The sequence below is a fragment of the Microbulbifer variabilis genome (assembly GCF_052467165.1).
This window is the reverse complement of record NZ_CP174301.1, coordinates 3,212,673-3,230,096: the sequence shown is the minus strand read 5'-3', so window position 1 is coordinate 3,230,096 and position 17,424 is coordinate 3,212,673. Positions and strand designations below refer to the sequence as shown.

The 17,424-nt window shown below is 50.8% G+C and carries 15 protein-coding genes; 11 read left to right on the top strand and 4 right to left on the bottom strand.

Going from position 1 to position 17,424, the window contains the following annotated elements; all coding sequences use genetic code 11:
- Positions 1-54 precede the first annotated feature (54 nt).
- Entirely contained in the window at positions 55-972 is a 918-nt protein-coding gene (locus tag ACJJIP_RS14405; RefSeq protein WP_444901952.1) for a peptidylprolyl isomerase, read from the top strand.
- On the top strand, positions 962-2,023 hold the full coding sequence (locus tag ACJJIP_RS14400) for a HupE/UreJ family protein (protein WP_444945413.1): 1,062 nt from the start codon (positions 962-964) through the stop codon (positions 2,021-2,023). The genes ACJJIP_RS14405 and ACJJIP_RS14400 overlap by 11 nt, the downstream gene beginning before the upstream one ends.
- 37 nt (positions 2,024-2,060) lie before the next feature.
- Here the strand turns inward: ACJJIP_RS14400 and ACJJIP_RS14395 are convergent, their stop codons facing one another.
- Entirely contained in the window at positions 2,061-2,801 is a 741-nt protein-coding gene (locus ACJJIP_RS14395; RefSeq protein WP_444946930.1) for an alpha/beta hydrolase, read from the bottom strand.
- Between the two features lie 222 nt (positions 2,802-3,023).
- Here ACJJIP_RS14395 and ACJJIP_RS14390 point away from each other — a divergent pair, with 222 nt between their 5' ends.
- Both ACJJIP_RS14390 and ACJJIP_RS14385 read left to right on the top strand, forming a co-directional pair.
- Positions 3,024-3,392, top strand: a complete 369-nt coding sequence (locus tag ACJJIP_RS14390) for a VOC family protein (RefSeq protein WP_444945412.1) — start codon at positions 3,024-3,026, stop codon at positions 3,390-3,392.
- Between the two features lie 74 nt (positions 3,393-3,466).
- Positions 3,467-3,910 (top strand): PaaI family thioesterase, encoded by a 444-nt coding sequence (locus tag ACJJIP_RS14385; RefSeq protein ID WP_444945411.1) that lies wholly within the window; start codon positions 3,467-3,469, stop codon positions 3,908-3,910.
- A gap of 69 nt (positions 3,911-3,979) precedes the next feature.
- Here the strand turns inward: ACJJIP_RS14385 and ACJJIP_RS14380 are convergent, their stop codons facing one another.
- From ACJJIP_RS14380 to ACJJIP_RS14370, 3 genes are all read right to left on the bottom strand, one after another.
- Entirely contained in the window at positions 3,980-5,035 is a 1,056-nt protein-coding gene (locus ACJJIP_RS14380) for an NAD(P)H-dependent flavin oxidoreductase (RefSeq protein ID WP_444945410.1), read from the bottom strand.
- Between the two features lie 100 nt (positions 5,036-5,135).
- On the bottom strand, positions 5,136-5,873 hold the full coding sequence (locus tag ACJJIP_RS14375) for a TIGR04219 family outer membrane beta-barrel protein (RefSeq protein ID WP_020411754.1): 738 nt from the start codon (positions 5,871-5,873) through the stop codon (positions 5,136-5,138).
- Between the two features lie 233 nt (positions 5,874-6,106).
- Positions 6,107-6,979, bottom strand: a complete 873-nt coding sequence (locus tag ACJJIP_RS14370; protein ID WP_444945409.1) for a LysR family transcriptional regulator — start codon at positions 6,977-6,979, stop codon at positions 6,107-6,109.
- Positions 6,980-7,164: 185 nt separating this feature from the next.
- Here ACJJIP_RS14370 and leuC point away from each other — a divergent pair, with 185 nt between their 5' ends.
- From leuC to truA, 7 genes are all read left to right on the top strand, one after another.
- Entirely contained in the window at positions 7,165-8,613 is a 1,449-nt protein-coding gene (gene leuC, locus ACJJIP_RS14365) for a 3-isopropylmalate dehydratase large subunit (protein WP_282951230.1), read from the top strand.
- A complete protein-coding gene (gene leuD, locus ACJJIP_RS14360) occupies positions 8,613-9,260 on the top strand; it encodes a 3-isopropylmalate dehydratase small subunit (RefSeq protein ID WP_020411757.1) in 648 nt (215 codons plus the stop codon). The genes leuC and leuD overlap by 1 nt, the downstream gene beginning before the upstream one ends.
- A gap of 30 nt (positions 9,261-9,290) precedes the next feature.
- Positions 9,291-10,349, top strand: a complete 1,059-nt coding sequence (gene leuB, locus ACJJIP_RS14355) for a 3-isopropylmalate dehydrogenase (protein WP_444946929.1) — start codon at positions 9,291-9,293, stop codon at positions 10,347-10,349.
- A 69-nt stretch (positions 10,350-10,418) separates the two neighbouring features.
- Positions 10,419-11,534: an aspartate-semialdehyde dehydrogenase gene (gene asd / locus ACJJIP_RS14350; protein WP_444945408.1), complete on the top strand. Its 1,116-nt coding sequence runs from the start codon at positions 10,419-10,421 to the stop codon at positions 11,532-11,534.
- Positions 11,535-11,725: 191 nt separating this feature from the next.
- The gene (locus ACJJIP_RS14345; protein ID WP_020411760.1) at positions 11,726-12,721 is read left to right on the top strand and encodes an Asd/ArgC dimerization domain-containing protein; all 996 of its coding nucleotides are present in this window, start codon (positions 11,726-11,728) and stop codon (positions 12,719-12,721) included.
- Positions 12,722-12,918: 197 nt separating this feature from the next.
- A complete protein-coding gene (locus tag ACJJIP_RS14340) occupies positions 12,919-16,278 on the top strand; it encodes a motility hub landmark protein FimV (protein WP_444945407.1) in 3,360 nt (1,119 codons plus the stop codon).
- A gap of 152 nt (positions 16,279-16,430) precedes the next feature.
- Entirely contained in the window at positions 16,431-17,324 is an 894-nt protein-coding gene (gene truA / locus ACJJIP_RS14335; protein ID WP_444945406.1) for a tRNA pseudouridine(38-40) synthase TruA, read from the top strand.
- The last annotated feature ends 100 nt before the right edge of the window (positions 17,325-17,424 follow it).

The following is a 17,424-nucleotide window of genomic DNA, read 5'->3' as shown; positions in this document are numbered from 1 at the left end:
ATTGCTTAACCTTATTAGCTTAGTAGTTGTAGAGGTTTTTAGTGGGAGGCTTAAATGCTGAAGAATTTGGGAGGACTGGGTAGAGATCCATTGGTACATTTTTTGGCTATCGCTTTGTTTCTATTTGTTGGTATTGAGCTGGTGGATCCAAAGGCAGGAGCATCGGATCAAACGAATATTCTACATTTGAATGAAGATTTGTTAATTGAATATATTCAATATCAAAAAAAAACATTCAACCCGAGGTTTGCCAGGACTTACTGGCAGAGCTTGGCCCCCTCTGATCGATCAGACTTGATTCATGACTATATTAGGGAGGAAGTGCTTTACCGCGAGGCTATGAATCTTGGCCTTCAGGATAATGATCAGATCATACGTCGTCGCCTTATTCAAAAGCTTGAGTATGTTACAGATGGCTTTGTTGGTGATATTAATGTTTCCCGGCAGGATTTAGAGCAGTACTTTTGGCTTCATCAGGAAGAGTACCGGATTGAAGCTTCTGTGACTTTCACTCATGTTTTTTTTGATTCCAGGAATCAATTTAATAACAGTCTAGAGGAGGTAGCTTTACAGACCTTGGATCACCTTTTGGAAAAGTCAGTGGCTTTTGAAAAATCCGCAGGGTATGGAGATAGATTTATATTTCACCGAAATTATGTGGCGCGAACGCGTCAACTGGTAGCTAGTCATATGGGGGAGGATATGACCCGGAAAATATTTCAGTTGCCAATAAACACTTGGTCCGGGCCTTATCAATCCCCTTACGGATTGCATTTAGTATTGGTGGTTGAGAATAATCCCAGTCGCCTGCCAAATTTTCAAGAGGTTGCTCCTCTGGTATTAGAAGACTATCGCCGTCAAAGAATGGATGATATGAGGCGACGTAAGATACAGGAATTGATTGCTCAATATCGAGTTGAATGGGATCTTTCAATACAGGATTTGTCTGCGGATTTTACCTATGTTAAATAGATATTCCTGCAGGTTAAGATTAATTATTTTAATTTTTCTGGTGGGTGGAATCTATGGTCGTCCTGGCTTTGCCCATGAAGGGAGGCCAATTTATATTCAATTGCAGGAGGTCTCAGAAAAAGTCTATAGTTTACGATGGAAGATCCCTCCCGTGATGGAGCCGGGTACTGAGCCCGATATTTACTTAAAGGGTGCAGACTGTCAAAAAATCTCTGGAGTTGAGGTTCCTCGTCATTCTGCTGTAAAAATGTATCAGTGCCAATCTCTAAGCTTCAATACTATTAAAAGCCCTACTACTGATTTGCAAATATATCTTGTATACCCTGTTGCAAATCCAGTGCTATCTACCTTGATTCACTTTGAAAGGATAAATGGGGATGCTGTCCACCTTTTTAATGGCCCAGGTGTATTGGAAGTAAATCTGCCTGCTGATTTGTCTGCCTGGGAATGTGTGAGGCAGTATATTAAAGCTGGATTTTTACACATTTTAGAAGGTTACGATCACCTGCTTTTTGTTTTGTGTCTGGTTTTTATTGCAAGGGGGCTTCGGGGTGTTTTGATAGCGGTAACTGGCTTTACGCTAGGTCACTCGATCACACTGGGGCTCGCAAGCTTGAATTTCTTTACCATAAGGGTGGATGTTGTAGAAGTATTAATCCCATTAAGTATTATGGTCCTAGCGGCTGAGATTATTAATGCAGGGCATTCTCGTGATAGGAATACTTTGTCTTGGCGATTCCCGGTTATTGTTGCTAGCGGTTTTGGGTTGTTACATGGATTTGGGTTTGCCAGTGCATTGACAGGGCTGGGCCTTCCTCACGACCAAAAATTAGTAGCCTTGATTAGCTTTAATGCTGGTGTCGAGCTTGGTCAATTGGTATTTGTTTTATTTGTGCTTCTTTTGACATATATGGTTAAGTTGATATTTTTAAGATGGGGTTTTTCAGTATACTCACTTCGTGGTTTGATGCCGTCTACATCAGCTGTTTACCCAGTAGGTGTGGTGAGTGGGTATTGGCTGATTGAAAGATCTTTAGAATTGGTTTCTTAGAATTTAAGAATTTTAATTTACATTAAATGTAAGATTTCTATTCGGTTATCCACTTATAGCAAAATTCAGCAATATTTATCCATTTGGGTTCTAGCATTAAGTAGTGGCCATAGCCTTCCGCAACATGCAAGGTGGTTTGTGAATTGCATTTCTTGGCGATGAGCCGTGCTGTAGAGGGTGGTATTGCGAGATCTTCAGAGCCTGAGATCATTAGAATAGGGCACTTTATTTTTTCATATTCAATTTTGGTGGTTTTATTTTCATCAAAGATCCAGAAGAATAGTTCAAAAAGCACTCTGCCTGATTCCGGTCCTAAACGATTAAATACAAGGTGCTGGTCAGATAAGTTTAGTTTGTTGAGCCCGAATTTTGCCATTGTTTCAAAGTCGGGTAATAGTATATCCTCCCAGAACTTCCCCGATGCCATAAACATTTTGCCAAGACTGCATTCCTGGCTGGTTGTGGGTGGAATTCCCCAGTTAGTGCTTCCATTCAATAAGATTATTTTTTGCGCTAGGCCCATGGAGCCTATTTTTTGTGCAATAACTCCTCCTAAGGAATGTCCAATTAGAATTGGTTTTCTATTCAAATGTATAACAAATTTTGCTATATCCTCTACATAGTCTGTAATGCTTGTTCCGACAAGGAGTCGATGAGCCGCTTCTGATTTTGGGGTTTCATGGTACCGATAGGCGGGACTATGGCAGTTAAATCCTTTTTGAATAAAGTAGTTATGAAAATTCTCTAAAGTCCAAGGGCCAGCATTAGTACCGTGAATTAGAACAATGGGAGTGTCTATGGCTATTCTCCTGTTTTCTGTTACCGGGAATGTTGAAAGCTTAGCAAGGGAGTATGCTTTTTATTGGATTTTGGATGAGGTAATGTGGCTGTTGGTCAATTGATGTATGTATCGATTGACGTCTATAACCACAAGGAGAGTTTTAAGCTGTTTCGTCATTGAGAACCTAAAAGTACGTAATTTTATTTGTGGGATATTTAGATGATTTCGCATATATCATTGGGCACTAATGACCTTCAGAGAGCTGAGCGCTTTTATGATGCAATTTTAATTGTCATACAGGCTACAAAAACCTATTCATCTGAACGGGTTATATTTTGGGGATTTCCGAACTCAACAGCAAAGTTATCAATTACGGTTCCTTTTGATGGTGAGCCAGCGTTTCATGGCAATGGCACTATGGTGGCTCTTAAGGTGGAAGATGCAGGACTGGTGGATGCCATATTTACTAGGGCAATAGAATTGGGTGCTATTAGTGAGGGCGAACCTGGAGAGAGAAATCAGGGGGCTTACTATGGTGCATATTTCAGAGATTTGGATGGAAACAAAGTTGCTATCTTTTCGCGTTAGTAATTTTTTGAGACACAAAGACGGCCTCTACTCCGACAAAAGTTATATATGGATTTTTTTAAGGATTATTGTTAATGAGCAAAGGGATGTTTCATAAAATGTTGGATGGCAATTTACCTATGCCTAATGCGGCACAAACTCTTGGTGCAAAAATACTGGAGATAGATTGCAAAAACGGAAAGGTAAAGGTTGAGTTTGAGGCGAAAGAGGCTTTTACCAATCCTGTGGGGAATATCCAGGGAGGATTTCTATCCGCCATGCTCGACGATACTATGGGGCCGGCGCTTGCTGTAACCCTTAAGGATAATGAGTTTGCGCCAACTTTAGAGCTGAAAATAAACTTTATTGCACCTGCTGTAATCGGTAAGCTATATGGATGGGGGAGGGTTGTTTCCAAGGGGGCTAGTGTTTGTTTCCTTGAGGGAGAACTTTTCCAGGAGGGAACCTTGATTGCCAGGTCTACTGCTACCGCTCTTATTCGGAATTTCTCTTCCTCCGCCAAAAAACAAGATCACTAGTGTGTGTATCAGGTGAGCCTGTGCCCAGAAAAAGGGATAGGTATAGATCCGCTAATATATTTTTCTAAACTAGCTGCAGGCTTCGATCTCTGCGAGTAAAGTTGTCATTAATTCGCTTGCAGGTAAGGCTCTGGCTAATGGGGCGCCCTGGCCTGCCCATTGGACTGAAAAGTCCTCGCTGCCAGCATTGGCTGCTGCGGCGGCAAGTGCTTTACCTGCACTGTAGCATATAGGGTAGTCCGGGCGGGCAGGGGCATTTATATCCAGCTCTCGATAAAAGCGATTGCTGACTCCCCGGGCAGGGCGCCCGGAAATGTTAGTGGTAATTGCGGTGTTGTGTGCCCGCTCACTCTGAAGGGATTTGCGAAAGGTATCATTAGCGGCGGATTCAGGGCATAGAACAAAAGCTGTCCCCATCTGCACCGCACTGGCACCCAGGGAAAAAGCTGCCTGAATACCCGCTCCATCCATTATGCCTCCTGCGGCAATAACCGGTAGGCGGTGTTGGCAGCTCAGTAGCCTTACTAGTGCCAAAGTGCCTAGCTCCTCATCAAGCTCTGGTTCGAATACACCTCTGTGACCACCGGCTTCTATACCTTGTGCAATTACGGCGTCAATGCCGGCTTCTTCAATAAGTTGTGCCTCTATAAGATTTGTGGCGGTAGCTAGAAGAGTAATACCTGCATCTTTCAGGGTGTCGATAGCGGATTGCTCTGGTAAGCCAAAATGAAAGCTGACTACGGCTGGCCTCTCTTCCAGAATTACTGACAGCATTTCACTATTACCGATAAAGCTATAGTAGGGCTCATGGAGTTCTTTAGGTGGTGTCGCCTTCAGGGCGGCAAAGTAAGGAGCGAGGTGGGCAAGCCAATCTGCTTCGCGTTTAGCGTCTGCAATAGCTGGCTGATGGCAGAAGAGGTTTACGTTAAATGGAGCGCAGGTTAGTGCCCGGGTTTGGCGGATTTGCTCTGCAGCTTTTTGTGGTGAACTTGCACCGAGGCCAAGAGCGCCCAGGCCGCCTGCATTAGAAACAGCAGCGGCCAGTTCTGGGCTAGAAACACCTGCCATGGGTGCCTGGAGTATTGGGTGCGGAACTCCCAGTCTTTCCAATAGTGCTTCCGCCATCCCACCGGCCTCTCTGATATTTGTCTTACTACATTAAGGTAGTTTGCGCGCGGTAGCTATACCGCGCTGCGGTTATTTCGAGTAGGTGGGGCAGGGCTATTTACAGGTGCAGGTTGAGTCCAATATAGGGACCTTTAATTTCGATATCGCTCTGCAGGTCGTCCAACTCTTCCAGGTCAAGGCTCATTACCCGATAGCCTGCCTCGATAGCCAAATCAATTGCCGGTACGAAATCCCAGCGTACTTTTGCGGTGAGGTCTGTGTGGGTATCACCTCGGTATGCCGTACCATTACCTTGAGCAATAACCGACCAGCCGGTAAATGGCAGGTCGAAACGCGCCATAGCGTAGGCCATTGGCAAGTAACCGGTGAGGTCGACAGTTTCTGCCTGGGTTTCGCTTACCGCAGTAAATTCTCCGTCATACATGCGCGCAGTCAGGCCTATGTCTAAATTCACCCAGTTATCCAGCACTTCGTAGTAGAAGGTGGCATCGGTGTGTGTAAGGGTGAGGTCAGTGGTGATCTCTGAGCCTACCAGGAAGGTTTCATCGTCGAAGGTTACAGAGCCCTCCAATAGTGCGGCACCATCGGTGTCAATCTTGCTGTGGGCTAACAGGATATTGGGGACCAGTGGTATCGGGTGCTCCAGGGCCGCCTGAATAAAGGTAATGTTGTCTTCACTGAGGGAGAGATTGTCCAAATCATAGTCATCATTGCCAATGCCACCGGTGTAACCTGGGAGCCAGACGCCTGCTGTGGCATCAAAACCAAGTATGGTATCTGCGCTGGCAGTAGTGCAGGCGAGGAGGGCACTGAAAGCAATTGCGGTTTTTTTCATGGACTTCTCTCCGTGATGAATTTGTCGCGGAGTGTACAGATATATTTTTTATGTGCCGCTGTAAGTTGCACATTTTTACAAATCTTTTTGAACGGATAAGCAAAACTGGCGTGTAAAAGCGTCGTGCTGTTGGGGTTCAGCTCTCCGCCTCATTTAATGTATTGCGATTGGCTCCGTATTCGTCAGCCAAGTCTCACTAAATGAGCTTGTGATATTTTTCCTTTTGCGCTGGTTTAATTGGCTGCTTCAAATAACATTTCTTGTAGGGCACTGGCGGCATTGCTCAAGGTGCGACCGCGATGACTGATGACACCCAGGTTGCGCAGCACCTGCAGTTTCTTCACTGGTAATACAGCGAGGCTTTCATCGACCAGCGTGTGGGGCAGTACACTCCAGCCAAGGCCCACACAGGCCATCATCTTGATAGTCTCCAGGAAGTTGGTCGCTAATTTGGCGCTGAGTTTTAGCCCTTGCGCATCAAACTCGCGTTTAATCAGGCGCCCGGTATAGGTATTGAGGTCCGGCAGTATGGCGGGATAGTCGGCCAGGTCGGCCAGTTCCAGCGTGGGAATTTTTGTCAGGGGGTGTTCTGGAGCGGCTACCACCACACAGGGGTCGGGCCAGATAACCTGTGCATTGAGGTGCGGGTATCCTTTCAGGGCCAGAGTTACAACTGCCAGCTCATACTTGGCTGCCATCAGTGCCTCATAAGCCTGTTCGGAATCCAGGAAATCGATATCGAGGGCCACTTCTGGATAGCGGTTACTGAACTCTCTAAGCACCGGTGGCAAGTGGTGCAGTCCCACATGGTGACTGGTAGCAATGCGCAAGCTGCCGCTCACCGAGTTGCTGAGGGCGCGTAACTCCCGCTCTGCATCACTGATTTCGTTGAGAATATGTCGGGCGCGGGGCAGTAGCACGCGGCCGGCATCGGTCAGCTGTAGGCGCCGGCCGATGCGGTTGAACAATGTCGCGCCAAGTTGCTGTTCGAGGGCGGCGAGGCGCTTGCTTACCGCGGGCTGCGTCAGGTGAAGCTGAGTCGCCCCCTCGGAGACAGAGCCTCTCTCAGCAATTGCTAAAAATGCTTTAAGCCATTGAATTTCCAAATTTTTTAGCCTCGTTTTATGGGTTGCGGGAATATTGTTGGCGGTGTATGAAGCGGCCCAACTTACATGCTACTTCAGGATGAGCTTTGAATTCCATTATGGAATACTTGTGATAATAAATATAAATTGGTGTTATTTGTTGCTGCTGGGTAGACTCGGTCTCTAAACAATTGAGAGGACAGGCTGTGGCAGGGCAAACACTCTACGACAAACTGTGGCAAGACCATCTGGTCAAGACCAGTGATGATGGCTCGGCGCTTATTTACATCGACCGTCACTTGATTCACGAAGTGACTTCCCCACAGGCATTTGAGGGCCTTCGACTGGCAGGGCGCAGACCCTGGCGCAAGGATTCCCTAGTGGCGACACCGGATCACAATGTGCCTTCCGAGAGCACGGAGCGCGCCGCAGGCGTGAGCGGTATCCGTGACGATATTTCCCGCATTCAGGTACAAACTCTGGATGAGAACTGCCGGGATTTCGATGTGGTGCAGTTTGGCATTAACGAACCGGGTCAGGGCATTGTGCATGTTATTGGTCCTGAGACCGGGGCGACTCTGCCCGGTATGACCGTGGTATGTGGTGACTCACACACCTCTACCCATGGTGCTCTGGGCGCGCTGGCCCACGGTATAGGCACTTCTGAAGTGGAGCATGTCATGGCCACCCAGTGCCTGACCCAGAAGAAGATGAAAAATATGCTGGTGCGCGTAGACGGCGAACTGCGCCCAGGCGTTACCGCCAAAGATGTGGTGCTGGCGATTATCGGTAAGATCGGCACCGCCGGGGGCACTGGCTATGCGATTGAGTTCGGCGGTGAGGTTATCCGCAACATGTCCATGGAAGGTCGTATGACCGTTTGTAACATGGCGATTGAGGGCGGTGCCCGTGCCGGTATGGTCTCGGTTGACCAGATCACTCTCGACTATGTGAAAGGCAAACCCTACGCGCCAAAAGGTGGGCAGTGGGACAGAGCGGTTGAGGCCTGGAGTCACCTGCATTCCGATGACGACGCCGAGTTTGATGCGGTGGTGGAATTGCGCGGTGAAGATATCGAACCCCAGGTGAGTTGGGGTACTTCGCCGGAAATGGTGGCCTCGATCAGTGCCAAAGTGCCAGATCCCTCTGCCGAAAATGATAGTACCAAGCGTACTGGAATGGAGCGCGCTCTCGACTATATGGGCCTTGAGGCCGGGCAAAAGATTAGTGATATTCGCCTGGATCGGGTATTTATCGGCTCCTGTACAAATTCCCGGATCGAAGATCTGCGCGCTGCTGCTGAAGTGGTCCAAGGCCGGTACAAAGCAGATAGCGTCAAGCAGGTATTGGTTGTACCCGGTTCTCAGGCGGTGAAGGCTCAGGCGGAACAGGAAGGGTTACATGCAATCTTTGAGCAGGCAGGCTTTGAGTGGCGAGAGCCCTCCTGCTCTATGTGCCTTGCTATGAATGCAGATAAGTTGGGGGCTGGTGAACACTGTGCCTCAACCTCTAATCGCAACTTTGAAGGACGTCAGGGCTATGGTGGGCGCACCCACTTGGTGAGCCCCAGTATGGCGGCAGCCGCAGCAATTGCGGGACACTTTGTCGATGTGCGTGAAATGGCGACGGTGCGAGCGGAAGAGGAGATGGCCTGATGAAAGCGTTTACCCAACATGAAGGTCTTGTGGTGCCGATGGACCGGGCCAACGTGGACACCGACCTGATAATTCCCAAGCAATTTCTTAAGTCCATCAAGCGCACCGGGTTTGGCCCCAATTTGTTTGATGAGCTGCGCTACCTGGACGAGGGATTCCCTGGGCAGGACTGCTCAAACCGCCCTGTTAATCCAGATTTCCCACTAAATTTCCCGCGTTACCAGGGTGGTTCGGTATTACTTGCGCGCGAGAATTTCGGTTGTGGTTCCAGTCGTGAGCATGCGCCTTGGGCGCTGGATGATCACGGTTTTCGTGCAGTTATCGCCCCCAGTTTCGCCGATATCTTCTTCAATAACTGTTTTAAAAACGGCCTGTTGCCGATTGTATTACCGGAGGAGGTAGTACATCAGTTGTTTGAAGAAACTCATGGGCAGGAAGGATATTCACTGACCATTGATCTGGAGCAGCAGCATGTGCGCAAACCCTGCGGTGAAGTGATTCCCTTTGAGGTAGATGCGTTCCACAAGCACTGCTTGCTTAATGGCCTTGATCACATCGGCCTGACATTGGAGCACTCAGAAGATATTCGTGCTTATGAAGAGGTGCGACGTGAAAAAGCCCCATGGCTTTTTGATGCGGTTCAGTAATTAAAGGAAATTCCTGTGACAAAGAAAGTAATGATTTTGCCGGGCGACGGCATTGGCCCGGAAATTGTTGAGCAGGCGATGGCGGTACTGGAAGTCGCGTCTGGAAAATTTAATTTGGGGCTTAGTTTTGAACAGGGGCTGATTGGGGGTTCCTCAATTGATGCCCATGGTGAGCCCCTCGCCGATGAGACGCTCAAGGCTGCTGGCGAGTGTGATGCAGTATTACTCGGTGCTGTTGGTGGTCCCCAGTGGGATACCCTGGAGAGAGAAATTCGTCCGGAGAAAGGCCTGTTGAAAATCCGCAGTGGCCTCGGTTTATACGCCAATTTGCGCCCGGCAATTCTTTACCCCCAATTAGCAGATGCTTCCTCCCTGAAACCGGAGGTGGTTTCAGGGCTGGATATTTTGATTGTACGTGAGCTGACTGGCGGCATTTACTTTGGTGAGCCTCGGGGTATCCAGACTCTGGAAAATGGCGAACGCCAGGGCTTTAACACCTATGTCTACAGTGAGTCGGAAATTGAGCGTATTGCGCGCAGTGCCTTTGAGGCGGCGCAAAAACGCAGCGGTAAACTCTGCTCTGTGGATAAGGCTAATGTGCTCGAAGTCACTGTACTTTGGAGAGAGGTATTGGATCGTCTGGCACCGGAATACCCCGATGTTGAACTGTCCCATATGTACGTGGACAACGCTGCGATGCAATTGGTGCGTGCGCCCAAGCAGTTCGACGTAATGGTCACCGGTAATATGTTCGGCGATATTCTCTCAGATGCCGCCGCCATGCTTACAGGCTCCATTGGTATGTTGCCTTCTGCTTCCTTGAATGAAAGTGGTTTTGGCCTTTATGAGCCCTGCCACGGTTCCGCGCCGGATATCGCAGGGCAGGGTATTGCCAATCCATTGGCAACGATTCTGTCCGCTGCGATGATGCTGCGTTACTCCCTCAATATGAGTGAGGCAGCAGAAGCCATTGAGGCCGCGGTGAGCAAGGTGTTGGAGCAGGGGTTACGCACCGCGGATATTTATACTGAGGGCAGCCAGAAAGTCACCACCGCAGAAATGGGGGCTGCCGTCGTCGCTGCGCTTTAATCCCCGATTTCACTATCGCGCCGCTTTCCCGGCGGCGCACTTTGATCACATCACACACAGGATATCGCGATGCAAAAAATTGGTTTTATCGGCTGGCGCGGCATGGTCGGTTCGGTATTACTGGAGCGCATGCGCTCAGAGGATGACTTTGCCCATATCGTTGAACCGGTTTTTTTTTCCACTTCCAATGCGGGTGGAAAGGCACCGGATATTGACCGTGAACTGCCGCCTTTGGGCGATGCCTACGATATCAATGCATTGGCAGAGTTAGATGCGATTGTCAGCTGTCAGGGTGGTGACTATACAAAGGAGGTTTTCTCCCGCCTTCGTGACGCAGGCTGGAATGGCTACTGGATAGATGCCGCCTCGAGTTTACGTATGCAGGACGATGCCGTAATCGTTCTGGATCCGGTTAACCGCGATGTTATCGATCGCGCCATAGAAGCCGGGCAAAAGAATTTTATTGGTGGCAACTGCACCGTCAGCCTGATGTTGATGGCTCTCGGTGGTTTGTTTAAAGCCGGTATGGTGGAGTGGGTTACAGCCATGACCTACCAGGCCGCCAGTGGTGCCGGTGCCCGCAATATGCGGGAGCTCATTGGGCAGATGGGCGCTATTCGCGACAGTGTTAGCGGTGAGCTCGCCGACCCCGCCAGCGCGATTCTGGAAATTGATCGCAGGGTGGCTGCGGATATGCGGTCGGTTGAATTTCCCACTGCCGAGTTCGGTGCCCCCCTGGCTGGCAGCCTTCTGCCATGGATTGATACCCAGCTTGAAAATGGCCAAAGCCGTGAAGAGTGGAAAGCTCAGGTTGAAGCGAACAAAATTCTGCAGACAACTGCTCCAATTCCGGTGGATGGTACCTGTGTACGTATTGGTGCGATGCGCTGCCACAGTCAGGCTTTCACTGTGAAGCTGAAGAAAGACCTGCCTATGGCAGATATTGATCAGTTGATAGGTGCGGCAAATGAATGGGTCAGCGTCGTGCCCAATGATCGCGAGGCTACTTTACAGTCGCTGACTCCCACTGCCGTGACTGGCAAACTGGATATCCCGGTGGGGCGTCTGCGCAAGTTGAGTATGGGGCCTGAGTACTTGAACGCTTTCACTGTGGGGGACCAACTGCTGTGGGGTGCTGCAGAGCCCCTCCGCCGCATACTTCTGATTTTGCTCGGCAAGCTTTAATTGGTACGGCCCTGGATAAGTCCTCAAATGGCAATCTTTTTTGTGCCTATTAATGGAGGACTTTTCGCCAAGCTGTGAACCCCATCGCGTAAAAAGCCGCTACTGGTTGTCATAGCGGCTTTTTCGATTTTCCCTCACAGGTATAATCGCCCCTCATTTTTTCCTTTCCAATTTCAACGAAGTGAATAGCCATGTCCGAAGCCGCCCGCGAACTGGTCATCGTCGGTGTCGATAACGCCGCCTTTGCCCCTCTGCTGGAAATACTGGAGGAGCGGGAAATTATTACCGCTGAACAGCTGAGTTTGCTGGAGACCGAAGACCGGGAAGTGGACCCGCAGGTGTTTGCTAACCGCAATATTCCTGTGCAGTCCCTGGAAAAATTCGCTTTTAATGACCAGCAGGTGGTTCTCCTATTGAGCGCCGGTGATGCTGTTCAAGCCGCCATGGCTGCGGCCGAGCAAAATGATGCCTGGATAGTGGATGCGGCTGCCAATACCCGAGGCGATGAAAGTGCTGTTTTGATCCACCCGATGTTTAACAGTGGGGATCTGGCGAATGCAGATCGTCGCCTAGTTACCCTACCCTGTGCTGGTGCCGCCATGGTCGCGGAGGCCTTGGCCCCCCTGAAGGATAAGTTGCAGGCTATCGAAGTTCAGTTGAGCCAGCCGGTATCTGCGCTGGGGAAGGCTGCGATTGATTCAATGGCCGCACAGACGGCGCGTATGTTTAGTGGCCAGGAGGCAGAAATTGATCCGGCGATCGGCCACCGCTTGGCTTTTAATTTGCTAAGCGCTAGCGAGGGGCTGCTCGCCAGTGGTCACACTGTGAGTGAGCTGACCCTGATCCATGATTTGCGCCGCCTGCTTGGCGAGAATGTTGCGGTGGACGCCAACATCAGCACGGTTTCCGTATTTCACGGTCAGCTGGCTAACTTGGGTGTTTCCCTGTTGGAAGATGTTGATTTGGAAAATGCGCGCGCATTGTTGGGCAATGGCGCTCGCCTGCAGTTGGCGGAACAGCCATCAGCAGAAAACGCAGTCGGCAGCGATGTGACAATCATCGGACGCTTGCGCCAAAGTCTACTTAATAAGCGTCAGCTAAATCTTTGTGCAGTATCAGACAACCTGCGAAAAGATGTAGCAATGAACTGTGCACAAATTGCTCACTTGTTGCTAAAAAACTACTGATATTTAATACTTAGCGGCCATAGTGAAGGTGTAATCTTAACTTTGGTCCGGCTGAGAGTGGCGAAATATTCACCACAGTTGGTGGCCGCTTGAAAGGCGGTCAATTAGTCGAACGATTACCGTTCAGTAATGGGGATTTTCTGAAGGCGCGCTTTTCGGAAGCCCTGGGAAGATTCTAACAATAAAGGGAATCGGATATGCGTGTGCGTAAGCTGGCACTTGCAGTTGGTCTAGTCGGTGCACTGGGAAGCAACGCGGCTCTAGCGCTCGGATTGGGTGAGATCAAACTCAACTCCACCCTTAATCAGCCACTTAATGCGGAGATCGGACTGCTGCAAACGCGCGGTCTGAACGACACAGAGATTAAAGTACGCCTCGCGGGGCCGGATGAATTCAATCGTGCCGGGGTGGAGCGCGCCTATTTACTCACTTCACTGCGCTTTGATGTGGATTATTCGGGTGCCAAGCCGGTTATTCGCATAACAAGCCGCGAGCCTATCCGTGAGCCTTTCTTGAATTTCCTGGTGGAGACTCGCTGGCCCAGCGGCCGCCTGCTGCGCGAGTATACCCTGTTGATGGATCTGCCGGCATTTTCGCCGAACACAGCCCAGCAACCGGTGCGTGCTGCTGAACGTGAACGCCAACAAGTCCGTCGGGATACTCCGGTACAGCGTCCCGCTCAACGTCCCCTCCAGCCGGCTCAACAGCCGACGGTTGAGCCGGACAGTGAGTTGGTTGGTGAACCTGCGACGGCGCAGCAGTCTGAGCCGGTTCGGCGCCAGCCGCAACGCGCTTCTTCTGTGGAAGACGCGGGCAGCAACAGCCAGGTTTATGGCCCGGTTTCCTCCGCCGATACTCTGTGGGAGATCGCCTTGGAAAATCGCGTTGACCGCGAGTTTTCAGTTCAGCAGACCATGCTGGCGATCCAGCGCCTGAACCCTGAAGCCTTTATTAATGACAATATCAACCTGCTGAAAAAGGGCGCTGTTCTGCGCTTGCCCAATGCTGATGACCTGCGCAGCCTAAGCCTTACCGAGGCGATCTCCGAGGTTGCCCAGCAAAATGATTCCTGGCGCCAGCGTGCAGGTGTGGAAGACATTGCCGCAGCTGCGCCCCTGGATGCCCGCGCTGTGGTCGAAGAGACCGTAGCCAATGATGTTGTTGAAGGGCGGGTAAGCTTGGCCGCTCCAGGTGATAACGAATCCGTTACTTCCGGCTCTGGCAGTGGAGCAGAAGACAGCGAAGCGCTGGATGGCGACCTGACAGTGGCAGAGGAAGAACTGGATAAATCGCAGCTGGAAAACACCGAGCTGCGCGAGCGCATCGCAGAGCTCGATGAACAGATTGACACCATGGAGGCTCTGGTCGATGTCTCCAATGAAGAGATGCGCGCGGTACAGGCAGCTGCAGAGCAGTCTGATCCTCTGCTTGATCCCAGTGAAATTGACTCTGCAGAAGTCGATACCGTGCAGGAAGAGATGCTTGCCGCGAGTGAAGGTGAATCTCTCGATACAGCCGAGCAGCCTGAGGTGGAAACCGCTGCTGTAGAGCCGGAAGCGCGCAATCGTGTAGTTTCGGTCCAGACCAAGTCAGAGCCCACTCTCATGGAGAGGCTCGGCGATAATATGCAGTTCATCGGTATTGGGGCTGCCGGCTTGCTGGTCGGTATTTTTGGCTTCTTTACTTGGCGCCGCCGTAAAGCTGAGCAAGAGGCCGAGCAGCAGCTGGAGCAGGAAATGGCTGCCGAGCGGGCGCCAATAGAGATTCCGATGGAAAACGCGGAACCGGATGAAACCCTGGCCGCTGTTGAAAGCATGGAGGCGGATGATACTTTTGACCTTGGCGATCTTGGGGATGTGGGAACCGATGACCCTATTTCCGAGGCGGAAATTCATTTGTCGCTGGGACAGTATGAAGAGGCTGAGGCCAAGCTGTTACAGGGCCTGGAAAAAGACCCACAAGTGGTGGATGCGCGCCTGATGCTGATGGAGGTGTATGCCCATCATCAGGATGTAGAAAAATTTGACGAGCACTATCTGCAGTTGCTCAGTATTAGCGATGGCCCTGTGGCTGACCGCGCAGCGCGTTTGCGGGAAACCATTGCCGGGGCGCCGGATTTTGAAGCACCGTCAATGGATTTTTCCAGTGAATCCCTGGAAGCGGCGCAGTTGGATGATATCGGTGCAGCCCTGGACCAGGATTTTTCCAGTGCTGAGCCGTCAACCCTCCCCGCTGATGATTTCAGCAGTGACACGTCGCTTCTCGATGATCTGACCATGGATCTGTCCCAGGGCGATGAAAAGCCTGTCGGCGCCGATTCCGAACAGGAGTTGTCCCTGGATCTCGACCTGGACACCTCTTTTGATGAGTCGGTTTCTGGTACTGACCAAGCTTCGGACCTGGAAAGCGAATTCAACCTGGATGACCTTGATCTCAATGGCGCACTGGAAAATGATGCGCAGTTGGCTGATAGCGAAACCCCATTGCAGGCAGATAATGATCTAAGCCTCGATGATCTGGATCTGGGTGAGCTGGACCTCGGCGATCTCAATTCAGAAGCTGGTGACCTTGGTGAGCCAACAGTGAAGGAGGCCTCTGGGGATGAGTTAGCGATAGATGCCTTCGATAGCGCTGAGTTGGACCTTGACGCCCTGGAGCTTGAAAGTGACAGTGCGGAGCCAGCCATTGAAAGTGCGGCTGCCGAGGCCTCTGAAGCCAAGGCCGGCGGGTCTATAGGTGGCTTGGACTTCGAGCTGGACCTCTCCATGATGGATGGTGAGGATGAGGTAAAATCGATTATTGAGGAGCCTCAGGCTGAAGAGCCAGCTGCTGAATTGGATCAGGACCTGGATCTTGATGCTATCGATATGGATCTCGCAGACTTGCAGAGCCCCGCAGGTGAAGCCGATTTGTCCCTGGAGGAGTTCTCTGAGGGTGAGCTTGAAATGATTGGTGGAGAGCTCGATTCCGAGTTGGATCTCGACAATATCGATCTCGATGATATTGCCGCGGATCTTTCCTCTCCTGATGAATTGGCAGTGGAAGCTGAAGCGGTTTCCAGTGAATCGGCTGAACTCGATAATAGTGGTGATTTGTCTCTGGAGACGGATCTTGAGCTGGATATGGCCTCGTTGGAAGCAACCGGTGAGGAGTTGTCTCTGGGCGAGGAGTCTATTGAGGAGGAGTTCTCTCTAGAGGATGAGCTTGCCCTGATTGATGAGTCTACTGATGGCGACCTTACTCTTGAGACTGGCGCGGATCTTGGCGAGGGGGCTATAGCCGATGAGCCTGGGCAGCTTGAGGCTGTGGCTGAAAAAGAGCAATCTGGAGGAGAGTCTGAGTTTGCCGACTTGGATTTCAACCTGGAAAGTGACCTCAACTCGGAATTGAGCCTGCTCGAAGGCGGCGACGAGATGGGTACCAAGCTGGAATTGGCCCAGGCTTACCTGGATATGGGGGATAAAGAGGGCGCCAAGGATATCCTCAAGGAAGTGGCCCAGGATGGAGGCGGTGAGCATAGGAATCGCGCTGAGGAAATGCTGGAGCGTATGGTGTAAATTTTCTTGGTATTTCGCCTTAGGAAACCTCGCACAGGCTGCGAGGTTTTTTTATTGGGCTGGAGCATTATTTTCCTGTCCGTTAGGGGCATTAATCTGATTGATATTGCTGTCGCTCTGATATCGGGAGGGGCAAAGAGTGGTTTTTCAATATGATGCAGGCCAGAGAACGCGAGTACATTTATAAAACCAATGGCGAGGTTCCAGCGGGTGAGCGGTTGCCGGATGGGCTGCGTAGATTCGCTCTGGGGGTTGAGTATTGCGGTGCGCGATTGCACGGTTTTCAGAAGCAAAAATCAGCTGCGGAGACAGTGCAGGCTCACCTTGAGCGGGCTTTGTCCATTATCGCTGCAGAGCCCATAACGCTGGTCTGTGCTGGGCGTACTGACGCGGGCGTTCACGCCACCAATCAGGTTATTCACTTTGATACTCACGCCCAGCGCCCAGAACGGGCCTGGATACAGGGAGTGAATACCAAGCTGCCAGACTCTGTGCGTGTGCGCTGGTGTCGCAAAATGCTCCCGCAATTCCATGCACGTTTTTCCGCCCATGCGCGCAGTTACCGCTATTTGATCCACAGCGCGCCGACTCGTTCTGCCCACAGCGCAGCGGAAGTTACCTGGACCCAGCACTCCCTGGATCTCGGTGCTATGCGCGAGGGGGCAAACTACCTGATTGGCCGCCATGATTTTAACAGCTTTCGGGCCTCCCAGTGCCAAGCCAAGAGCCCGGTTAGAGAAATTACCCGCCTGGACGTTGCTCGTGTAGGGCAGCTGATCGTTCTGGAAGTAAGTGCCAATGCCTTCCTGCATCATATGGTGCGCAATATAACTGGGGTACTAATGGCTGTGGGGCGCGGAGAGCGGGCACCGATATGGGTAAAAGAGGTGCTGGACCAGCGCGACCGCTCGGCAGGAGGGGTTACAGCACCGCCATTTGGCCTTTATTTGGTGGATGTGCAATACCCGCGGGAGTTCCAACTACCCCAGTGTGAGCCTGGGCCACTTCTGGTGCCTTTGTCTCTGGGAGAGTTACCGGTTGTATGACTGGAATAGTTGAGTAGTAGTCAGAATGGCCTTATAGGTTAGGGTGGCACGCGTTTCACACCTTGCACCAATCTGCTAGTATCGGGAATTCCCTCGTTTT